This is a genomic window from Phenylobacterium montanum (genome assembly GCF_018135625.1).
Taxonomy (GTDB): Bacteria; Pseudomonadota; Alphaproteobacteria; order Caulobacterales; family Caulobacteraceae; genus Poindextera; species Poindextera montana.
In genome coordinates this window covers 1,126,190-1,142,889 of the sequence record NZ_CP073078.1, presented here as the reverse complement: position 1 = coordinate 1,142,889, position 16,700 = coordinate 1,126,190, and the positions used below count along the sequence as shown (strand labels likewise).

Annotated in this window: 15 protein-coding genes; 7 read left to right on the top strand and 8 right to left on the bottom strand. The window is 64.2% G+C overall.

Annotation, left to right across the window (positions count from 1 at the left end):
- Positions 1 to 84 precede the first annotated feature (84 nt).
- Both lhpI and KCG34_RS05200 read left to right on the top strand, forming a co-directional pair.
- A complete protein-coding gene (lhpI, locus tag KCG34_RS05205; protein WP_211939330.1) occupies positions 85 to 1,029 on the top strand; it encodes a bifunctional Delta(1)-pyrroline-2-carboxylate/Delta(1)-piperideine-2-carboxylate reductase in 945 nt (314 codons plus the stop codon).
- 135 nt (positions 1,030 to 1,164) lie between these two features.
- Positions 1,165 to 2,400, top strand: a complete 1,236-nt coding sequence (locus KCG34_RS05200; RefSeq protein ID WP_211939329.1) for an acyl-CoA dehydrogenase family protein — start codon at positions 1,165 to 1,167, stop codon at positions 2,398 to 2,400.
- Between the two features lie 265 nt (positions 2,401 to 2,665).
- Here KCG34_RS05200 and KCG34_RS05195 read toward each other — a convergent pair whose 3' ends face one another.
- From KCG34_RS05195 to KCG34_RS05180, 4 genes are all read right to left on the bottom strand, one after another.
- Positions 2,666 to 4,858, bottom strand: a complete 2,193-nt coding sequence (locus KCG34_RS05195) for a PQQ-dependent dehydrogenase, methanol/ethanol family (protein ID WP_211939328.1) — start codon at positions 4,856 to 4,858, stop codon at positions 2,666 to 2,668.
- A 314-nt stretch (positions 4,859 to 5,172) separates the two neighbouring features.
- Complete coding sequence (locus KCG34_RS05190) at positions 5,173 to 5,466, bottom strand: hypothetical protein (protein WP_249138227.1); 294 nt, start codon at positions 5,464 to 5,466, stop codon at positions 5,173 to 5,175.
- A gap of 52 nt (positions 5,467 to 5,518) precedes the next feature.
- Entirely contained in the window at positions 5,519 to 6,022 is a 504-nt protein-coding gene (locus KCG34_RS05185; RefSeq protein ID WP_211939327.1) for an Hsp20/alpha crystallin family protein, read from the bottom strand.
- A gap of 77 nt (positions 6,023 to 6,099) precedes the next feature.
- Positions 6,100 to 6,579: an Hsp20 family protein gene (locus KCG34_RS05180; protein WP_211939326.1), complete on the bottom strand. Its 480-nt coding sequence runs from the start codon at positions 6,577 to 6,579 to the stop codon at positions 6,100 to 6,102.
- A gap of 236 nt (positions 6,580 to 6,815) precedes the next feature.
- Here KCG34_RS05180 and KCG34_RS05175 point away from each other — a divergent pair, with 236 nt between their 5' ends.
- The 4 genes from KCG34_RS05175 to KCG34_RS05160 all read left to right on the top strand — a co-directional run bounded on the left by KCG34_RS05175 (position 6,816) and on the right by KCG34_RS05160 (position 9,309).
- The gene (locus KCG34_RS05175; protein WP_211939325.1) at positions 6,816 to 7,091 is read left to right on the top strand and encodes a hypothetical protein; all 276 of its coding nucleotides are present in this window, start codon (positions 6,816 to 6,818) and stop codon (positions 7,089 to 7,091) included.
- A 161-nt stretch (positions 7,092 to 7,252) separates the two neighbouring features.
- Entirely contained in the window at positions 7,253 to 7,990 is a 738-nt protein-coding gene (locus KCG34_RS05170; RefSeq protein ID WP_211939324.1) for a hypothetical protein, read from the top strand.
- Positions 7,971 to 8,543 (top strand): hypothetical protein, encoded by a 573-nt coding sequence (locus KCG34_RS05165; protein WP_211939323.1) that lies wholly within the window; start codon positions 7,971 to 7,973, stop codon positions 8,541 to 8,543. The genes KCG34_RS05170 and KCG34_RS05165 overlap by 20 nt, the downstream gene beginning before the upstream one ends.
- A gap of 601 nt (positions 8,544 to 9,144) precedes the next feature.
- On the top strand, positions 9,145 to 9,309 hold the full coding sequence (locus KCG34_RS05160; protein WP_211939322.1) for a hypothetical protein: 165 nt from the start codon (positions 9,145 to 9,147) through the stop codon (positions 9,307 to 9,309).
- Between the two features lie 215 nt (positions 9,310 to 9,524).
- Here KCG34_RS05160 and KCG34_RS05155 read toward each other — a convergent pair whose 3' ends face one another.
- The 4 genes from KCG34_RS05155 to KCG34_RS05140 form a co-directional block, all read right to left on the bottom strand.
- On the bottom strand, positions 9,525 to 10,091 hold the full coding sequence (locus KCG34_RS05155; RefSeq protein WP_211939321.1) for a ferritin-like domain-containing protein: 567 nt from the start codon (positions 10,089 to 10,091) through the stop codon (positions 9,525 to 9,527).
- 167 nt (positions 10,092 to 10,258) lie between these two features.
- On the bottom strand, positions 10,259 to 11,104 hold the full coding sequence (ku, locus tag KCG34_RS05150) for a non-homologous end joining protein Ku (protein ID WP_211939320.1): 846 nt from the start codon (positions 11,102 to 11,104) through the stop codon (positions 10,259 to 10,261).
- A 55-nt stretch (positions 11,105 to 11,159) separates the two neighbouring features.
- Positions 11,160 to 13,769, bottom strand: coding sequence for a DNA ligase D (gene ligD / locus KCG34_RS05145; RefSeq protein WP_211939319.1), 2,610 nt, complete (start codon positions 13,767 to 13,769; stop codon positions 11,160 to 11,162).
- A gap of 15 nt (positions 13,770 to 13,784) precedes the next feature.
- Positions 13,785 to 14,339 carry a type 1 glutamine amidotransferase domain-containing protein gene (locus KCG34_RS05140; protein ID WP_211939318.1) on the bottom strand — a complete coding sequence of 185 codons (555 nt, stop codon included), beginning with the start codon at positions 14,337 to 14,339 and terminating at the stop codon, positions 13,785 to 13,787.
- Positions 14,340 to 14,789: 450 nt separating this feature from the next.
- On the opposite strand from KCG34_RS05140, the gene KCG34_RS05135 reads away from it, so the two are divergent.
- Entirely contained in the window at positions 14,790 to 16,130 is a 1,341-nt protein-coding gene (locus KCG34_RS05135) for a PAS domain-containing HWE histidine kinase family protein (RefSeq protein ID WP_211939317.1), read from the top strand.
- Positions 16,131 to 16,700 lie beyond the last annotated feature (570 nt).

Genomic DNA, 16,700 nt, shown 5'->3' with positions numbered 1-16,700 from the left:
GGCCCAGCCTGAGCAATATGATGATTTGACATTTCTCTTTCGCCGGATCGCGCCCCGACGCCGGCATTAATCCTGGGCCACCACATGCTCTTCATCAGCGACGCGCAAATATTTCAACTGAGCGATCCCCGCGCCCTGGTTGGCGCGCTGCGCAACGCCTTCCAGGGCGACACCGTGGCGCCCGACAGGATGCACTGCGCCCTGCCGGGCGATTCGCCGGCGACGCTCCTGGTCATGCCTGCGTGGCGCGACCGCCAGGCGATCGGCGTGAAGGTGGTCACCGCGATCCCGGAAAACGCATTGCGCGGCCGGCCGACGGTGGACGGCGGCTATATTCTGCTCGATGGGCAGACCGGCGCCCTGCGGACGGTCCTGGCGGCCAGCGCCCTGACCCTGGTGCGGACAGCGGCGGTCGCAGCGCTCGGCGCCGACCTTCTGTCCCGGCAAGACAGCCGCACCTTGCTGATGGTCGGGACCGGGGCGCTCGCGCCGCACCTGATCCGCGCCCACGCGGCCATCCGTCCTATCGAGCGGGTTCTCGTATGGGGGCGCAGCCTGAAGAAGGCGAGGGGGGTCGCGGCCGGGATCGGCGCGCCGCATATTGTCGCCGAAGCTGCGCCGGACCTGAACGAGGCCGTCGCGCGGGCCGATATCGTTTCATGCGCCACCTTGAGCGAGGCGCCGCTTGTGCTCGGCCGATACGTCCGGCCGGGGACGCATGTGGACCTGGTCGGCAGTTATAGGCCGAGCATGCGCGAGGCCGACAACGACCTCTTCCGCGCTGCCCGCGTGGTCGTCGACACCCGCGCCGCCCTCATCGAGAGCGGCGACATCATCGGCCCGATTGAAGCCGGCCTGCTGGAGCAGGACGTTCCTGATCTGGCCCTCGCCCTGGCGCGGGGCGTGCGGCGCGAGGCGGCGGACGAAGTGACGGTGTTCAAGGCCGTCGGCGTCGCGCTGGCCGACCTCGCCGTGGCCGAGCATCTGGCGGGATTGGCTCCGCCGGCGTCCTCGCTTCGTGGATATTAACGACCGGGCTTGCCCGGCTTCTGGTCTCCCACAGGCGGATCGGGAGGGCATGGCGTGCAAGGCGACGAACCCTTGCTTGCCGTACGGTCGCCGTCGCACGATCGAATTTCAGGAAGCAAGACAGGAAGGGCGGCCATGTCCATCGACTTCGAGATTCCACCGGATGCCAAGGCTATCCGCCTGCGCGTGCGCCAATGGGTGCATGACGAATGCATCCCGGCGGAGAAGCGGCTGCTGGAGGGCGACGACTACAAGACGGTTCTGAACGAGCTGCGGGTCAAGGCCCGTAGCCAAGGCCTCTGGTGTCCCTTCATCCCCAAAGAATACGGCGGCATGGGCCTTGGACCGTTGGCCAACGCCTTGGTGCAGATGGAGCTCGGCGAAAGCCCCCTGGGCGCCCTGTCGATGAACACCCAAGGTCCTGACGACGCCACGATGCTGACGATCCTGCAGAACGGGACGGAGTATCAGAAGGAGAAGTTCCTCAAGCCGCTGCTGAACGGCGAAAAGCGCGTCTGTTACTCGATGACCGAGAAGGCCGCCGGCGCCGACGCCACCGGCATGCAGACGCGCGCCGTCAAGGATGGCAACGAGAACTATGTCTTGAACGGCGAAAAGTGGTTCTCCTCGGCCGCCAGCGTCGCCGACATGGTCCTGATCATGGCCATGACCGATCCTGACGCTCCGCGCCACCAGCGCTATTCGACCTTCATCGTCGAGTTGCCGAACCCCGGCTACAACATTAAGCGTGACATCCCGACCATGGCCGCGGAAGGGCCGTTGAGCCACATCATGGGCGGCGGCCATTCCGAGGTGGAGATCAGGGACTTGGTCGTCCCGGCCGAGAATCTACTGGGCGGCGAGGGCAACGGCTTCAACATGGGCCAGCACCGCTTGGCCTACGGTCGTCTGCGCCATGGCATGCACAATGTCGCCATGGCCCAGCGGGCGCTCGATCTCGCTGCGGCCCATGTCACCAAGCGGGAAACCTTCGGCAAGCTTCTGTCAGAGCGCCAAGGCGTTCAGTTCATGCTCGCCGACTGCGCCAGCCAGCTCTACATAGCCCGCCTTATGCTGCTGCATATCGCCTATAAGGCGGAGAAGGGGATGGACCTTCGGCAGGAGAATGGCATCGCCAAGGTCTATCTGGCCAACATGGTGCACCAGGTGGTCGACACGGCCATTCAGTTGCACGGAGCCCTGGGCTACAGCCTGGATACGCCGCTGGCCCGTTGGTACACCCACATCCGCTCTCAGCGGCTGGTAGACGGGCCGGACGAGGTGCATCGGTGGACCACTGGCCGCAACGTCATCAAAGAATTCCTGGCCAATGGAACCACGGCCGGCGCCTGCGGCGGGGACTTGCTCTAAGTCCGGGAACTGACGACGGGCGCAGGCCGCGGCCGGGGGGCGGAGCCGGACCTGTCGGTCGGCGCCGCCTTCCTTGCGACCGTCGGCGGGGACGATCCGCACATCGCCTACCTCTGCGCCGAACAGGCGCTGAAGGCGGTGGGACCGCGGTGCTTCGGGTTCGATCTCGACTATACTCCGTTGGAACAGATAGCAGTTCGCGCCGCGGGCTGACGATCGCCATGTGCAGACATGCCGGCAGGGCGCCTCAAGCGGCGCCGTTGGCCTATTTGCGCGCGGCAGCCAGTTGCGCTTGGTAGCCCTGCTTTTGCTGGTCGATCAGGTAGGCGTGTATCGCCTTGACGTCGGCTGGCTTCAGCAGGTCGTCGAACCGTTCCATGCCAAGTGGGCCTGCAACTCCATGCAGCACGATGTCTTCGAAGGCCTGATGCATCTGTGGCGAGAGCTTGCGCAGGTCGGGCGTGACGCTGGGGCCTAGCGCATGGCAGCGGCTGCACTGCTCGGTGAACTTGACCTCGCCCCGGCGGATACTGGCCAGGCTGGCCTTGCTCGGGGGCGGGGCCGGGAACGGCTCCTGCGGCCTGGGCGCCGGCTTCGGCGTCTCCCCGCCGTCCAGCTTGAAGGCGAGAATGCGATTCTCATTGTCGAACCTGGACGCGGCGCTGGACGCCGGAATGGGGCCGACAGTGATCGCGGCTCCGCCATAGCCAGTCTGAACGGCCACGTATTGGACGCCATTGACGGCGTAGGTCATGGGCGCCGCCATGATGTGGCTTCCCGTATCGATCGTCTTCAGCACCCGGCCGGTGTCCGCCGCATAGACGAAGAGCTGCCCGCTGCCGCGGCCCTGGATGACCAGGTTGCCGTTCGTGCTGAGGACGCCCCCATCGTATCCGCGGACGCCGGAGGAGGTTTCGTGCTCCCAGACGACCTTTTGCGATACCGGGTCCCAGGCCCGTATGAGTTCCCTGACCAGCTTTCCCGATCGTTCCGACTGAAGCTGCTTCAATTCCGGCAGCGTTCCGTAAAGCGACTTGAGATCGGCCGCCGAGTAGTTTTCGTCGGGGAAAAATCCCTCGATACTGAAAAACCCGTTGACGTATTTGACCCGCCCGCCGTTGTGTTCCATGTCGACCCAGATGTTGGGCACATCAATGACTGGAATATAGACAAGCCCGGTCTGGGGGTTGAAAGACATCGGCGGCCAGGTGTGCCCGCCCGACCAGGAAGGATATATGTTCTTCGGGTGCTTGTAATAGTCGGCCTGGGTGGTGATTTCAGGGCGTCCCGTCTTCATGTCGACGGCCTTGGCCCAATTCACATAGGTATAGGGGTCCGCAGATACGAGCTTTCCCGACCTGGCGTCGAGCACGTAGAAGAAGCCGTTCTTTGACGCCTGCATGACGACGTGGCGCGGCTTTCCCGCCACCGGCAGGTCGGCGACAACCAACTTCTGAACAGCGTCGAAATCCCAGTGGTCGCCCGGGGTGGTCTGATAGTACCAGGCCATGCGCCCCGTATCGGGGTCGATCGCCAGTATGGAGCAGGCGAACAGGTCGTCGCCATTGCCTTTGCCCAGCTTGCGAAGGTCGTAGGGCGCGGCGTTGCCGGTGCCGATATAGACCAGGTTCGTCTCCGGGTCGTAGGTCATGCCGTCCCAGGCCGTCGCGCCGCCGGCATAGACCGCCGCGCGATGCGGCCCCCAGCTCCGGGCCGCGACCACAAGTTCCGGGTGCTCCAGCCTGGCCCCTGGGGCTGGAGGGACGGTGAAGAAACGCCACTTCAGCTTGCCCGAATCCAGATCGTATCCGGACACGTAGCCGCGCACGCCGCCCTTCTCCATGTCGGCGCCGCCGTTGCCGATGACCACCACGTCGTGGGCGATGACCGGCGCGCCGGTGCTCGAATAGGGCTGCCTGTGATCGGTGATGGTGTCGGCCGACCAGATCTCTTTGCCAGTCGCGGCGTCCAGGGCGTGAATCCGGCCATCGACGGAGGCGACGTAGACCTTGCCCTTCCATACGGCGACGCCCCGATTGACCGTGTCGCAGCAGGGTTCGCGGTAGGCGATGTCCGGCACGTCGGGATCGAACCGCCAAAGCTCGACGCCGGTTTCCGCATTGAGCGCGTAAACCAGGCCCTTGTAGCCTGACGTGTACATGACCCCATCGACGACGATGGGGGTGGCTTCCTGGCCGCGATGCGTGCCGAGGTCGTAGCTCCACGCAAAGCCGAGCCGACCCACGGTCTTGTCGTTGATGGCCGCGAGCGGGGAATGGTAGGTCTGGCGGCTGTCCCGGCCGCCGGTGAACCAGTTCTGCGGCTCGCTGTCGGCCTGTTTCAGCCGATCTTCTCCCACATTGCCCGCCTGCTGCGGTAAGGGCGCCGGAACCCCGCCGGCGGCGAACGCTCCGCCGGTCCAGAGTGGTGTGGCCGCGGCGAGCGCGACCAGGGCCAAGACGGCTAAAAGTCGATCGTGGGCCACGTCTGCCTCCCCCTGACGCCGATGCCGAATTGGCCGCTTGGATCATTGAGCGTTCGGACCGGCTACCGCCTGCAGCTTCGCCCTCAAATCCGGCTCTGAGAACCCCATTGTGCAGCTCGCGGCGCACGCAGTTGCGGCGTGCTCGCCTTATCCAGACATAGCGGGACGCTGCGTAAAGCGGGGCTTGTTTCTACATGGGGGTCGCAAGCGGGCGGCGGGGGGCGAGCCTTGCTTTCGTCGCGATGGTTGGGAGGGGTCCCTTGGGCCTAACACGACAGTCCGCCGCATCAGTTGATAGGTCGTTCCGCCCGGTCGAGCCGGGCGAGCGCCTCTATCACATGGTCGATCGGGATCGGCGCCTCGGCGCCCAAAGGCCAGCGCAGATCAGGCCTACCTTCGACCGCGCAGGCGTCGCTGGCCCAGGAGGAAAGGATCGCCCGCTTTTCCCGATGGTCCAGGTCTGGATCCTTGAGCACGTCCAGCGGATGGTTGAAGCCCACGGCTGGCCTCAAGAGCCGCTCGCGAACGTCTGCAAGCCGTCGGAACGGAAATTGAAGTTCGGAAGTCGCCAGGGTTTGCATTGGCCCCTCTTCAATCTGGAGGGCCGGCGCGTGTGGGCCGGCCCTGCACTGGTCAGTGGGTCAGGCTCGGTTGATTGATCGGAATCCGGCGGGCTTTATCGCGGGAATCTGGGGCCTTGGGTGCGATGATGGTGAGCACGCCGTTGTGGAACTTCGCGTACAGGCGGTCCTCATCGACGTCATGTAGCGCGAAGCGACGTTCGAAGCGGCCGTAGGTCCGTTCTGTAACCGCGCGGCCAGCGTCTGAGATTTCCGAGCGTTTGTGGCCGCGCACCACCAGCACGCCTTCATGCATCACAACCTCGACATCTTTCTCATCGACGCCGGGCAACTCTACGCTGATACGATAGTCGTTCTCGCTCTCTTCGACTTCGGCTTGCGGCCAGTGCGAAGCGCCGCTCCAGGCCGGCGTTGCGTCGAAGCCGCGGAAGGCCTCGTCGAATAGGCGGTTCACCTCGCGGTGAAGCTCGAGGAATGGGCTTTCCTCACCAAGGACCGCCAGATTGCGGCCGCGTTCATTGTTGCGGCGCCAGGGTACAAGATCACGCACGTTCACGGTCGTCCTCCTTTCCTGCGTGCGAAGAAGGGCCGGAGCCGGATCGGGCTCCGGCCAAGGTTGGATTCGTGGATGGTTCAGGCAGCGCGGCGCGCGCCGTGATCCTTCAGCCGTTCAGGCTGGGCCGTCTGGGGGCTGGTCTGGATTTCGACCTGCCGCGGCTTCAGCGGCTCCGGAACTTCGCGCGCGAGGTCGATCACGAGGAGGCCGTGCTCAAGCGACGCCGCTTTGACCACCACATAGTCGGCAAGTTCGAAGCGGCGCTCGAAGCTGCGGGTCGCGATGCTGTGGTGAAGAAAGCTTGTCTTTTCCTCACGGTGGGGTTTGCGGCCTGCGACCGTCAGAAGGTTCGGCTGTGCGGTGACCTGCAGTTCACTCAGGGCGAATCCGGCGACAGCCAGACTGATACGGTAATTGTCCTCGCCGGTCTTTTCGATGTCGTAAGGGGGATAGGTCACATCCCCATCGCTTTTCATCGCCGCGTCCATGAGGCTGGCCATCCGGTCGACGCCGATCATCGACCGATACAGGGGTGAAAAGTCGATCGCGGTTCTCATTTCCATCTCCTCACTGAGCAAGTTGGAGCTGAGAGGCGCCTGGAAGCATCCCGGCGCCCCCTGACCCGCCGAGCCCAATCGGCGCTCGACGGCGAACGATTTAGGAGGCGGGATTGGGCCTTCAAGGGGTCGTCGAAAAAAAATTGTCGAGGCCGGATCGAATGAAAGAGCAACCCTTGCGGCAGACCCGATGGCGACTAAATCGCGGCTGTTCCATCACCAGACAGGAGGGTGTCGTGTTGCATGCGATCTCCGTCCAGCCTGATGAAAAGGGCTGGATTGTTTTGGCTCCGAGCCTTGGCGTGAAGCAACGCTTCGCCACTGGCGCGGCGGCTGAGTTCGAAGCCAGACGGATCGGCGAGCACCGAGCCGATCAGGGCGAAGCCGCCGAGATCAGAATCCATCTGAAAGATGGCGGCGTCGCTGCCCGCTTTGTGTGCTCCCCGCACGCCCGAACCAAGCTTTTCTGGGAGCCGCCGGCGGCTCCATTGCGGGGTCTGCAGCCGGCTTAGCCCAAGCCAGATCGAGCTTTTGACTGCCGCGCCCGCCCGGAATTCGATCGTCGATCCAACCTCCGGATGATGAACTGCCGTCGGTTCGCCGCGTTCATGCCAGGTTCACCAGGCCTGCATCATCCAAGCGGCTAAAGGCGATTGCGTGGTGAGGGTATGTCATGCCGGTCGTGAAATTCCGTCAGTTCGGCGAGCGGCCGGCGCCGCAGTTGATCCGTATCGAGGTGCCCGGCTGGGCCGGGGCCAAGGAACCCCGTGCGGATGGGCGACATGAACAGCCCTGGCATTGCATTCCGTTTTCGGAAAGCGCGCGCTATGGGGTCGAACTGGTCTATCCCTACGACGTCGAGCTTCGCGTCACCTCGGTCGACGGAAGGGTCCGCCTGGACGCCGATTGGGGTGCGCCCCCGCCATCGGTCGAGGTATGGCCGCCGTTTCGGCCGTTTGGCGACGACTACTATTCCTACCAACTTTCCCTCGACCTCCATGCGCCGCCGGGATTTGCGGTGCGCACAGAGCCGCACCCGCGCTATTTCACCGATCCCACCCATTCGACGCCGCTCGCTGTTCCCGCGCTGATCCGGAGCGAATGGTGGCCAATGATCTTCTTCAGCATCTTTCGTGCGCCGCCGCCGGGCGTGACTCATGTGTTCCGCAAGGGCGAGCCGTTCATGGCCTTCACGATCGTGCCGGCCGATCCAGACTTGACGCTGGAGCCGATGGACGCCGAAAGCGCCGCTCAGCGCGAAATGCGCAGCCGCCGCCTGGCGGTCAGCCGCGATCGCCTTGCGGAAGGCACACGATGGACCTCCGACACCAGGACCATCTTCGATGGAACCTATCGCAACCTCGCTCGCGCAGCCCGCGTGAAGGCGAAAAGTGAGCGAGGCGAAAATTGAACGCCCGAGCCCGATCCAGGGCCGTTTTGGGCGTTTGCAAGAGGCGGGCGGACGTTCGGCGATTTGCGCCGGGCGGCAGAAGCTGAACGAAAGGATGTTACGTATGAAAATCAGGACTTTTTGGCTGACCGGCGTGGCCGCGGCCGCCCTGATGGTTAGCGCAGCTGCGCCCAGGATCGCAGCCGCAGATCCGATCCCGCCCGCCCTCAGCTACGCCGACTTGCTGGACCCTGTGCCTGACGCTAGCGCCCGCCTGGCCGCCGACGACGCTATGCGCGAGCCGGCGCTGAGCTTACAGCCGGTGCAATACTGGGCGCACCATCATCATCACCATCACCACCACCACCATCACTCCTGGCGGTGGTATCGAGATAACGGCTATTACTGGAACGGTGGGGGGTGGGCGCTCATTCCCCGTTATCATCACCACCATGCCTCACAGTGGTATCGGGATCAGGGATATTACTGGAACGGCTGGGCGTGGACCCCTCGAGCCTACTACCATCATCACCACCACCACCACCACCATCATCATCACCATTGGTGGAATTGACGGAGCGCGCGTCCGCTGCGGCCAATTCTTCTGGCCGCTGCGGACGTAGGGACCGGGCGCCCTCGCCAAATCTGAGCTGCTAACCACTTGTCTCCGGGCCACATGGACAAGATCTGGATAGCTACGGCGGCGGCGAGTTCAGGCGTAAAGGGTGGTCAACAATCGCCGCGCTGCGAACAGACCGCCCGCCAGCTCATGTTCCAATCCGGGAAAGAGAATGGTCAGGAGCACACTGGTGGCGCCGGCCACGAGACGGGAAGAGTCGTCACTATCGGCGCGTTGGATGGAGCGCAAACTCGGCCATGAGGCGCGCCCTCCTACACGTCAAAAGTGGTGTGTGCAGAGGGCGAGTAGAAGTATGATTGGGATGGGAATACCCAAAGCATAAAGCAATATCGAGCGCATCTTCTGGCTCCTTGCGGTAACTCAAGCGAACATATTTAATGCGCTGAGAACGTAATAGTTTCCTTCCGCGTTTTACCGAAATCCAAATCTGGTTTTGCGTCCGATCCGATTGACGCGAGCGCCCGGATTCGCCGGAACCGAATCCATGAATTTAAGCTTTAGGAATCATATGCTTTATGCGTGAGAGGTATGTCCGATGGCGCGCCTGGAAAAAAATCCTGCGGGTGACGGAATCGATTTGCCTGCAACGAAAGCTCGCGGCGCCGAGCATCGCGGCTTGGTATTTGTTTTGGGAATTTCCCTCGGTCTGGCTATCGTTGTTCTTGGGTTGATCTGGCTATTTGGGGTCGGTGTTCGGTAATCGCCAATCGAGCCGGATCGAACCCGTCCATTGGTGCTTTGCGACCGGCGGATGAAGACGCCCTCGCACGTTCGCCGCTGATTCCCGCGTCTGGATTTCCAGGCGCCATGCAAGGTCGAAAATCAACGCCACCAGAAGAATGGGCGCCATGAGCAGCATCAATATTGTCTGCCTAATCCACGCGGACATGCGCGCTGGTTCCTCTGCCAAGGTCTTCACGGAAGCATCGGTCGCCCTTCGTGAGCGACCAGCAGGTCGTGCATGTCAGAAGCGTGCTCCTCTTCGGTCTTGAGGATGCCTTCGAGCATGATACGCGTGGTCGGGTCCCGATCGCCGAAATACCGAACCAGTTCCTGGTAGTGGTCGACGGCGATACGCTCGGCGACCAGGTTTTCCTTAATCATGTCGACCAGATCGGCGGCCACGCCGTATTCAGAGGTCGAGCGGCTGGCGAGGCCATCGGGGTTGAAGTTCGGAACGCCGCCCAACTGGGAGATGCGCTCGGCCACGGCCAAAGCGTGCTCGTGCTCCTCCTGAGCATGTTCGGCGAACTCCGACTTGGCCCCCTGGCTGGAAAGCCCCGATGCGGCGACCGAGTGCATCGTATAGTGCAGGACGCAAACCAGCTCCGTCGCCAGGACCGACTGCAATATCTCCACCGTCTTTTCCGCATCGCCGCCATAGGCCTCGGTGACCGCGCCCTTTTCCAGGTGGCGGCGCGCCCGATCGCGCAAGGCGGCGACGTCGCTAAGAAAAGGTGTGTGCTCGCTGGAAGTGGTCATCGCGCTGGCTCCGACAACAATGCAATTTGATCGCCGATTTCAACGTGCCGCCGGGGCGCATCGATCCCGTCTCGGCGGAGGATTCTGGTTTCAAGCCGGTAGCGAGCGTTGCGCTCTTCGCGCCGGGTGGCCTTGGCGTCATGCGGCCTTCCAGCGGCCCGATCGGCTCACTTTGAGCTCCGCTTTCGCCCGCTGCGTTTCGATCGCTCGCCGACGCGGTGGCGGGCGTCGCCAGTGGTTGCGGTGCTCTTGAGACTTCGGCGCAGGGCCTGCATCAGGTCGACCACATTGGTGTCTTCGGGTTCGGGAGCGGAGACCGGCCGCCGGCCCTTGCTCTTCCTGGCGATCAGCTCCTTCAAAGCCTCTTCGTAGCGGTCGACGAATTGGCTCGGATCGAAGGGCCCGGATCGCTGGTCGATGATTTTTTCGGCTATGGCGATCATATCCGGATCTGGTTTCACGGGCTTGATCGGTTCGAACAGCGGGCTGGACTCGCGCACCTCGTCCGCGGAACGAAGGGTGGAGGCGACCATCCCCGGTCCCCGCGGCTCCAACGCCAACATCCGTTCGCGACTGGCGATAACCACCCGGCCGAGGGCCAGCTTCTCGGAGGCCTTCAGCGCTTCGCGGATCACACTGAAGGCTTCCTGGGCTAGGTCACCGTCGGGAACCAGGAAGTAGGGGGCGTCCCAATAGAGCCGGTCGATGTCCGCTGCCGGCACGAAGCGCTCGATGTCGATGGTTCTGGTGCTCTCCAGCCTGACGGAATCGAGATCTTCCGGGGTCAGCAGGACATACTGATCCCGGTCTACCTCGTATCCCTTCACCAGCTCGGCCCGCTCTACCGGTCCGGTGTCGGGATCGGTGGGCGTCATGCGGATGCGATTGTCGGTCTTCGGATTGATCAGGTGGAAGTGGACGTCGCCCGCCCGGGTGGTCGCGGCGTAGAGCGAAACCGGGCAGGTGACCAGCGAGAGCCGAAGGTGCCCCTGCCAGGTGGGCCTGAGGGCCATGGTGACCTCCACTGGATGTCTTCGATGTGTCGTACCCTATCAACGCGCGGAGGACCTATTGGCGTCGCCGGGGGCGTGTCCTGCTCTCGAGCCGCCGAATGGCCTCTCCCAGGGGCCGCTCGGCGTTCGGCCAATCGGCCCAGGCCTTGGTCCGCGTGAGCAAAGCGGGAGCGGTCCTGATGGCGTATCGCGACGGGTCCAATTTCGGCTGAACCTCATTCCAGGTCAGCGGCATGGAGACCGGTGCGCCAGGGCGGGCGCGGGGCGAGAGGGGCGCCACCGCCGTCGCCATGCGGTCGTTGCGCAGATAGTCGAGGAAGATGCGTCCAGCGCGGTGAGCCTTGGCCATGTTCAACACGAAGCGGTCGGGGCTGTCGGCGGCGGCCTCGGCGCAGACCGCCTTTGCGAAGCTCTTGGCCTGGGGCCATTCCAGATTACTATCGGCCAGCGGCGTCACCACGTGCAGTCCCTTGCCGCCGGTGGTCTTGCAGAAGGCTACGAGGCCGAGCCGCTCGAGCCGGTCCCTGATTTCCAGGGCCGCCGCCACGACCGCCGGGAAGCCGACGTCGGGGGCGGGGTCGAGGTCAAACACCAGCCTGCCAGGCTTGTTCGGGCTTCCGGCGCGACAGTTCCAGGGGTGCAGTTCGACCGCCGCGATCTGGGCCGCGGCTATCAGGCCTTCGACAGTGTCTATCTCCAGATAGGGTTGGCGATCGCCGTCGACTTTGACCAGCCGGATCAGCGCCGAAGCGCCCCTCATGGCGTGGCGCTGGAAGAAGCGTTCGCCGTCTATGCCGTCCGGAACGCGGACGAGCGAACATGGCCGTCCCTGGATGTGCGGCAGCATCCACTCGCCAACGGCGGCGAAATATTGGGCGAGTTCCAGCTTGGTTACGGGCGGCTCTCCGTTCTGAGCGGGCCACAGGGCCCTGTCGGGGTGGGAAAGGCGCAGGCCGCCCGGCAGATCCGCCTGAGATTTGGCGCTAACGCGTTGTCCAGGCTGCTTCAGGACAGTCTCGGTCGCGGGCGCCGGCTCTTCCGCCTCGACCTCACGGGCGGGCTTGTCCATGCGCAGTCCTTTGAAGCTCGCCTGCCGGATCAGGCCATCGGCCGTGAAGCCAGCATATTCGATCTCCGCCACCAAGACAGGCTTCAGCCAATGCACCTCCGGCCCGTTCCTAGGCGCAGCGGCGCTGGAGAAGGGCGAGGTCTTGGCTTCGTTCGCCGTGAGTTCTGGCAATAGCGTTTCCAGCTTGGCGGCCCCAAAGCCGGTCCCGATCCGCCCCACATGGATCAGCTTTTTTCCGTGATAAACGCCGCCGATCAGCGACCGGAACCGACCTTGTGTGGTGGTCCAGCCGCCCAGCACCACCTCATGGCCGGCCCTGCATTTGCACTTGGTCCAGGTTTCGCTGCGACCGGAGCGATAGGGCGCGTCCAGGCGCTTGGACACCACGCCCTCCAGGTCCAGCCGGCAGGCCGATTCCAGCACTGCGCGTCCGGCGGTCTCGAAATGCTCCACATAGCGGATGCGCTGACTGGCGTTTTGCTCCAGCAGCGCCTTCAGCCGCGCCTTGCGTTCGGTCAAAGGTTGGGGCCGAAGGTCGGAGCTCTCCAGTAGCAGAAGGTCGAAGGCGAAAAAGATCAGATCGGCGGTGGCGCCGTCGGCGAGCGCGGCTTGCAGCGCGGCGAAGTCCGGCTGCCCGTCCGGATCGACTGCGCAGATCTCGCCGTCGATCGCACAGTCGGGGAGGGGGCTGGCATCCTGTGCGATCGCGGCGAAGCGATCGCTCCAGTCCAGGCCCTTGCGGGTCCGCAAGATGGCGGCGGCGCCTTCGACGCTGAGCTGCATGCGATAGCCGTCGAGCTTGATTTCGTGCGCCCAGCCCGGACCGGACGGCGGCGTCTCCACCGCCTTGCACAATTGGGGAGCGATGAAATCGGGGAGCTGCGTCTGCGCTGGCTTGGACCGCTGTCGGGGACGCTTGGCGGCGCTTGTTCCGCTTCGATCCTTGTCGCTGGACCAGACGGCGTCCGCCCTCCCAGGCGCCTTCATCATGAAAGGCTTGGGGGCGGACCCGGTTCCGGCGCCGATCTGCGCCATCGTCCGGCCGGAGGCCACCGATCGGTCCTCGGCGAGAAGCTCGCTGTCGCCAGGCCGGGCCGCGGCATCGGCATGCTTGATCAGGAGCCAATTGTGGCGTCGGCCTCCTGGGCGGTCGTCCTTCATCCGCACCAGCGCCCAGCCGCCGTGCAGCCGCTCGCCTTCCATTACGAACTTGAGGTGGCCCGCCTTCAGCGCCTTGGCGGGGTCAAAGCCCTTTTCCGGCGCCCAGAAGCCGCGGTCCCACAATTGCACGGACCCGCCGCCGTATTGCCCCTCGGGGATCGTCCCTTCGAAGTCGCCATAGGCCAGAGGATGGTCCTCGACCTCGACCGCCAAGCGCCGATCATGCGGATCAAGCGACGGGCCGCGGGTGACGGCCCAGGATTTGAACACCCCGTCGACTTCCAGGCGCAGGTCGTAGTGCAGACGGGTCGCATCGTGCTTCTGCACCACGAACCGCAAGGCGCCGAGCGATGTGGGGTGCGCCTCCCCGCTCGGCTCGTCCGTCAGCGCGAAGTTCCGCTTTCGGCGATAGGCGGTCAGTTTTGACGCCGGCATGGGTGTGGCGGCCCTTCAGGCGGCGGGGCGGTCACGCGAAAAGACTTCGACCATCCGGGCGCAGAAGGCGTCCAGATCATCGGGCTTTCGCGAGGTCACCAGCACGCCGTCCTCCGCCACCTCCTGATCGACCCAGCGGGCGCCCGCATTGCGAAGGTCGGCCTCGAGCGAGGGCCAGGAGGTCATGGTCTTGCCCTCGACACCTCCAGCGTTGATCAGGGTCCATGGGCCGTGACAGATGGCGGCGATCGGCTTGCCGGCCCTGACGAACCCCTCGACGAAGGCGATGGCCTTGGGTTCGAGGCGCAAGGCGTCGGGGTTCATGACGCCGCCTGGCAGCACCAGGGCGTCGTAGGCTTCGGGCGCTGCGGAAGCCAGAGCGCGGCCGACCGGCGTGGTTCCAGCCTTCTCATGGTGTCGCCACCCCTGGATCTCTCCCGCCCTCGGTGCGACGACCTCGACCTCGGCGCCGGCCTTTCTCAGCGCATCTATCGGTTGTTCGAGTTCAGCCTGTTCGAACCCATCCGTCGCCAGGACGGCGACGAGCTTACCTTTAAGTCGTTCGGCCATCTGCTCTTCTCCACATTTTGAGACGTCTGTCAGAAACGTGACGGTCAAATTCACGTTCCTACGCTAAGGCTTGGCTGGCCATTGCAAAGCTTACGGCGATAGCTCCGTGTCGAGTAGTTGACCGAAGGCAGCTAATATTTCTGCGCATCCTCTTGTTGATTGGAAGGAGGGGCTAAATTGTGGGTCAATGAGAACTGTATGCTAACGAAAGCAAAGCCGGTGAGCCGAAGAAGCCTTTCGTCGTTCGATCCCGGGCGGGATGGCGTGGCGCGCCCACCCGGCGCTAGAGCAGCTATTGCAGGCTCAGATATCCCTCCGGAACCCGACCCGCCGGCGCCATCGCCACCAGCCGAAGCGCCACCGGCTTCGGCCCCGCAGGAAATGCCCCCGAACCCACCACCCGTGGAAATGCCGCCCCGACAGGATTCCTCGCCAGACCTTTGCCGGCTTGTGCTCGACAATCTGCAGGCCGCGGTCTACGCGACCGACGCGGACGGGGTGATAACGTACTACAACGAGATCGCTGCGGCGCTCTGGGGGCGCCGCCCCATCATCGGCGAGACCCGCTGGACGGGGGCCTACCGGCTCCACTATCCGGATGGCGAGCCGATGGCGCTCGATGACAGCCCGCTCGCGCGGGTAGTCCGTGAGCAGCGCCCCCTGCTCGGCGTCGAGATCGTGACTGAGAAGCCGAACGGCGCGCTGGCGCCGGTCCTGGCCTATCCGACGCCGCTGTTCGACGCCCAGGGCGCCTTCATCGGGGCCGTGACGCTGCAGATCGACATCACCGAGCGCAAGCGGGCGGAAGATGCGGCCTTGCATCTGGCTTCAATCGTCGAGTCGTCGGACGATGCGATCCTGACCAAGGATCTCAACGGGATCATCACCTCCTGGAACGCCGGAGCCACGCGCCTCTTCGGTTACAGTCCGGAAGAAGCCGTCGGCCGGCCCATCACCCTCTTGATCCCCGAAGATCGGCTGGACGAAGAGCCGCTGATCCTGGAGCGGATCCGAAACGGGCAGCGGGTTCAGCACTTCGAGACCATCCGTCGCCGCAAGGATGGCAGCCTTGTCGAGATTTCGTTGACGATCTCGCCGGTGAAAACCCCAAGCGGCCGCATCATCGGGGCTTCGAAGATCGCCCGTGACATCACCGAGCGGCGTCGCGCCGAGGCTCAGCAGAACTTGCTCGTCCGCGAGATGAGCCACCGGATCAAGAACCTGTTTGCGCTCGCCGGCGGGGTGGTGGCGCTGAGCGCCCACTCCGCCAAGTCGGTGCAGGAACTCAATTCCGCCGTTCGCATGCGCCTGGCGGCGCTGGCCAGGGCGCACGGACTGATCCTGTCCGGGGTTGATCAAGAGGAAGGTCCGGCCCAGGCGACCGCCTCTCTGCACGAGGTCATCCGGGCGATCACCGCGCCCTACGAGCCGTCGGATGGGCCGCCGGTCCGGTTTGAAATCAAGGGCCCCGATCTGGCCCTTAACCGCACAGCCACGACCAGTTTCGCTCTTCTGCTGCACGAGTTCACGACCAATGCGGCCAAATATGGCGCCTTGTCGACGCCGGAGGGACGGGTAGTCATCGAGTGCGCGGAAGGCGATGACCAGGTCTGCATCGATTGGCGGGAATTGGGCGGGCCGCGGCTCAGTAAGGCCAAAGGCGAGGACGGCTTCGGCAGCCAGCTGGTGGCGCTGACGACCCGTCAACTGGGCGGCGAAGTCGTGCACGAATGGCGCGCCGAGGGGCTTGCGATCCGCATGACCGCCGAGAGGGGCCGGCTGCTTTCCTGATCAGGCGACGAAACCTTCGCCCTAACTGTTGAGCGGCGTGTCACTCCGCGGCCTCCGTTCCAGGCGTTTGCGCAGGAGATTGAGCACTGCCTGCTCCTCAGGGGCGAGGCCGGAATCGTCAGCCGCTGTAGCGGCCGCCTTGTCTTCGGCGAGTTCAAAACCACCGTCCAGATAGCGCTCGACCACACCCGGATGGAACCGGAATGGGGCAGCCGATCAAACAGACAGCGAACGCCAGACCTTGCGGCCGCATTGAGGGGCATCGCCCGGTGCTGACCAGCCAAACCCCTCCCGCGCCGGCCTGTTCAAGAACGGCCGCCGATCACTTCCGAATTCCTGACGAAAGGGCGCCCCGATCACGGAGCTACACGCCTTCACAAACGTCTTATTACAAGTCGGCGGCACGACCGGACATTCGTGATTGCAAGTGAAGGGTTAGAAAGATGTCTAAGGATCCAGTTTTTGTCACCGGGCTGACGATCGCACGGTCTCAGGATTTCGTGGTGGCTGCCTTGTACGCGCCTACGGGAGAATTCAGGACCGGACGCCTGGAAGCGGGCGAAAGCTTCA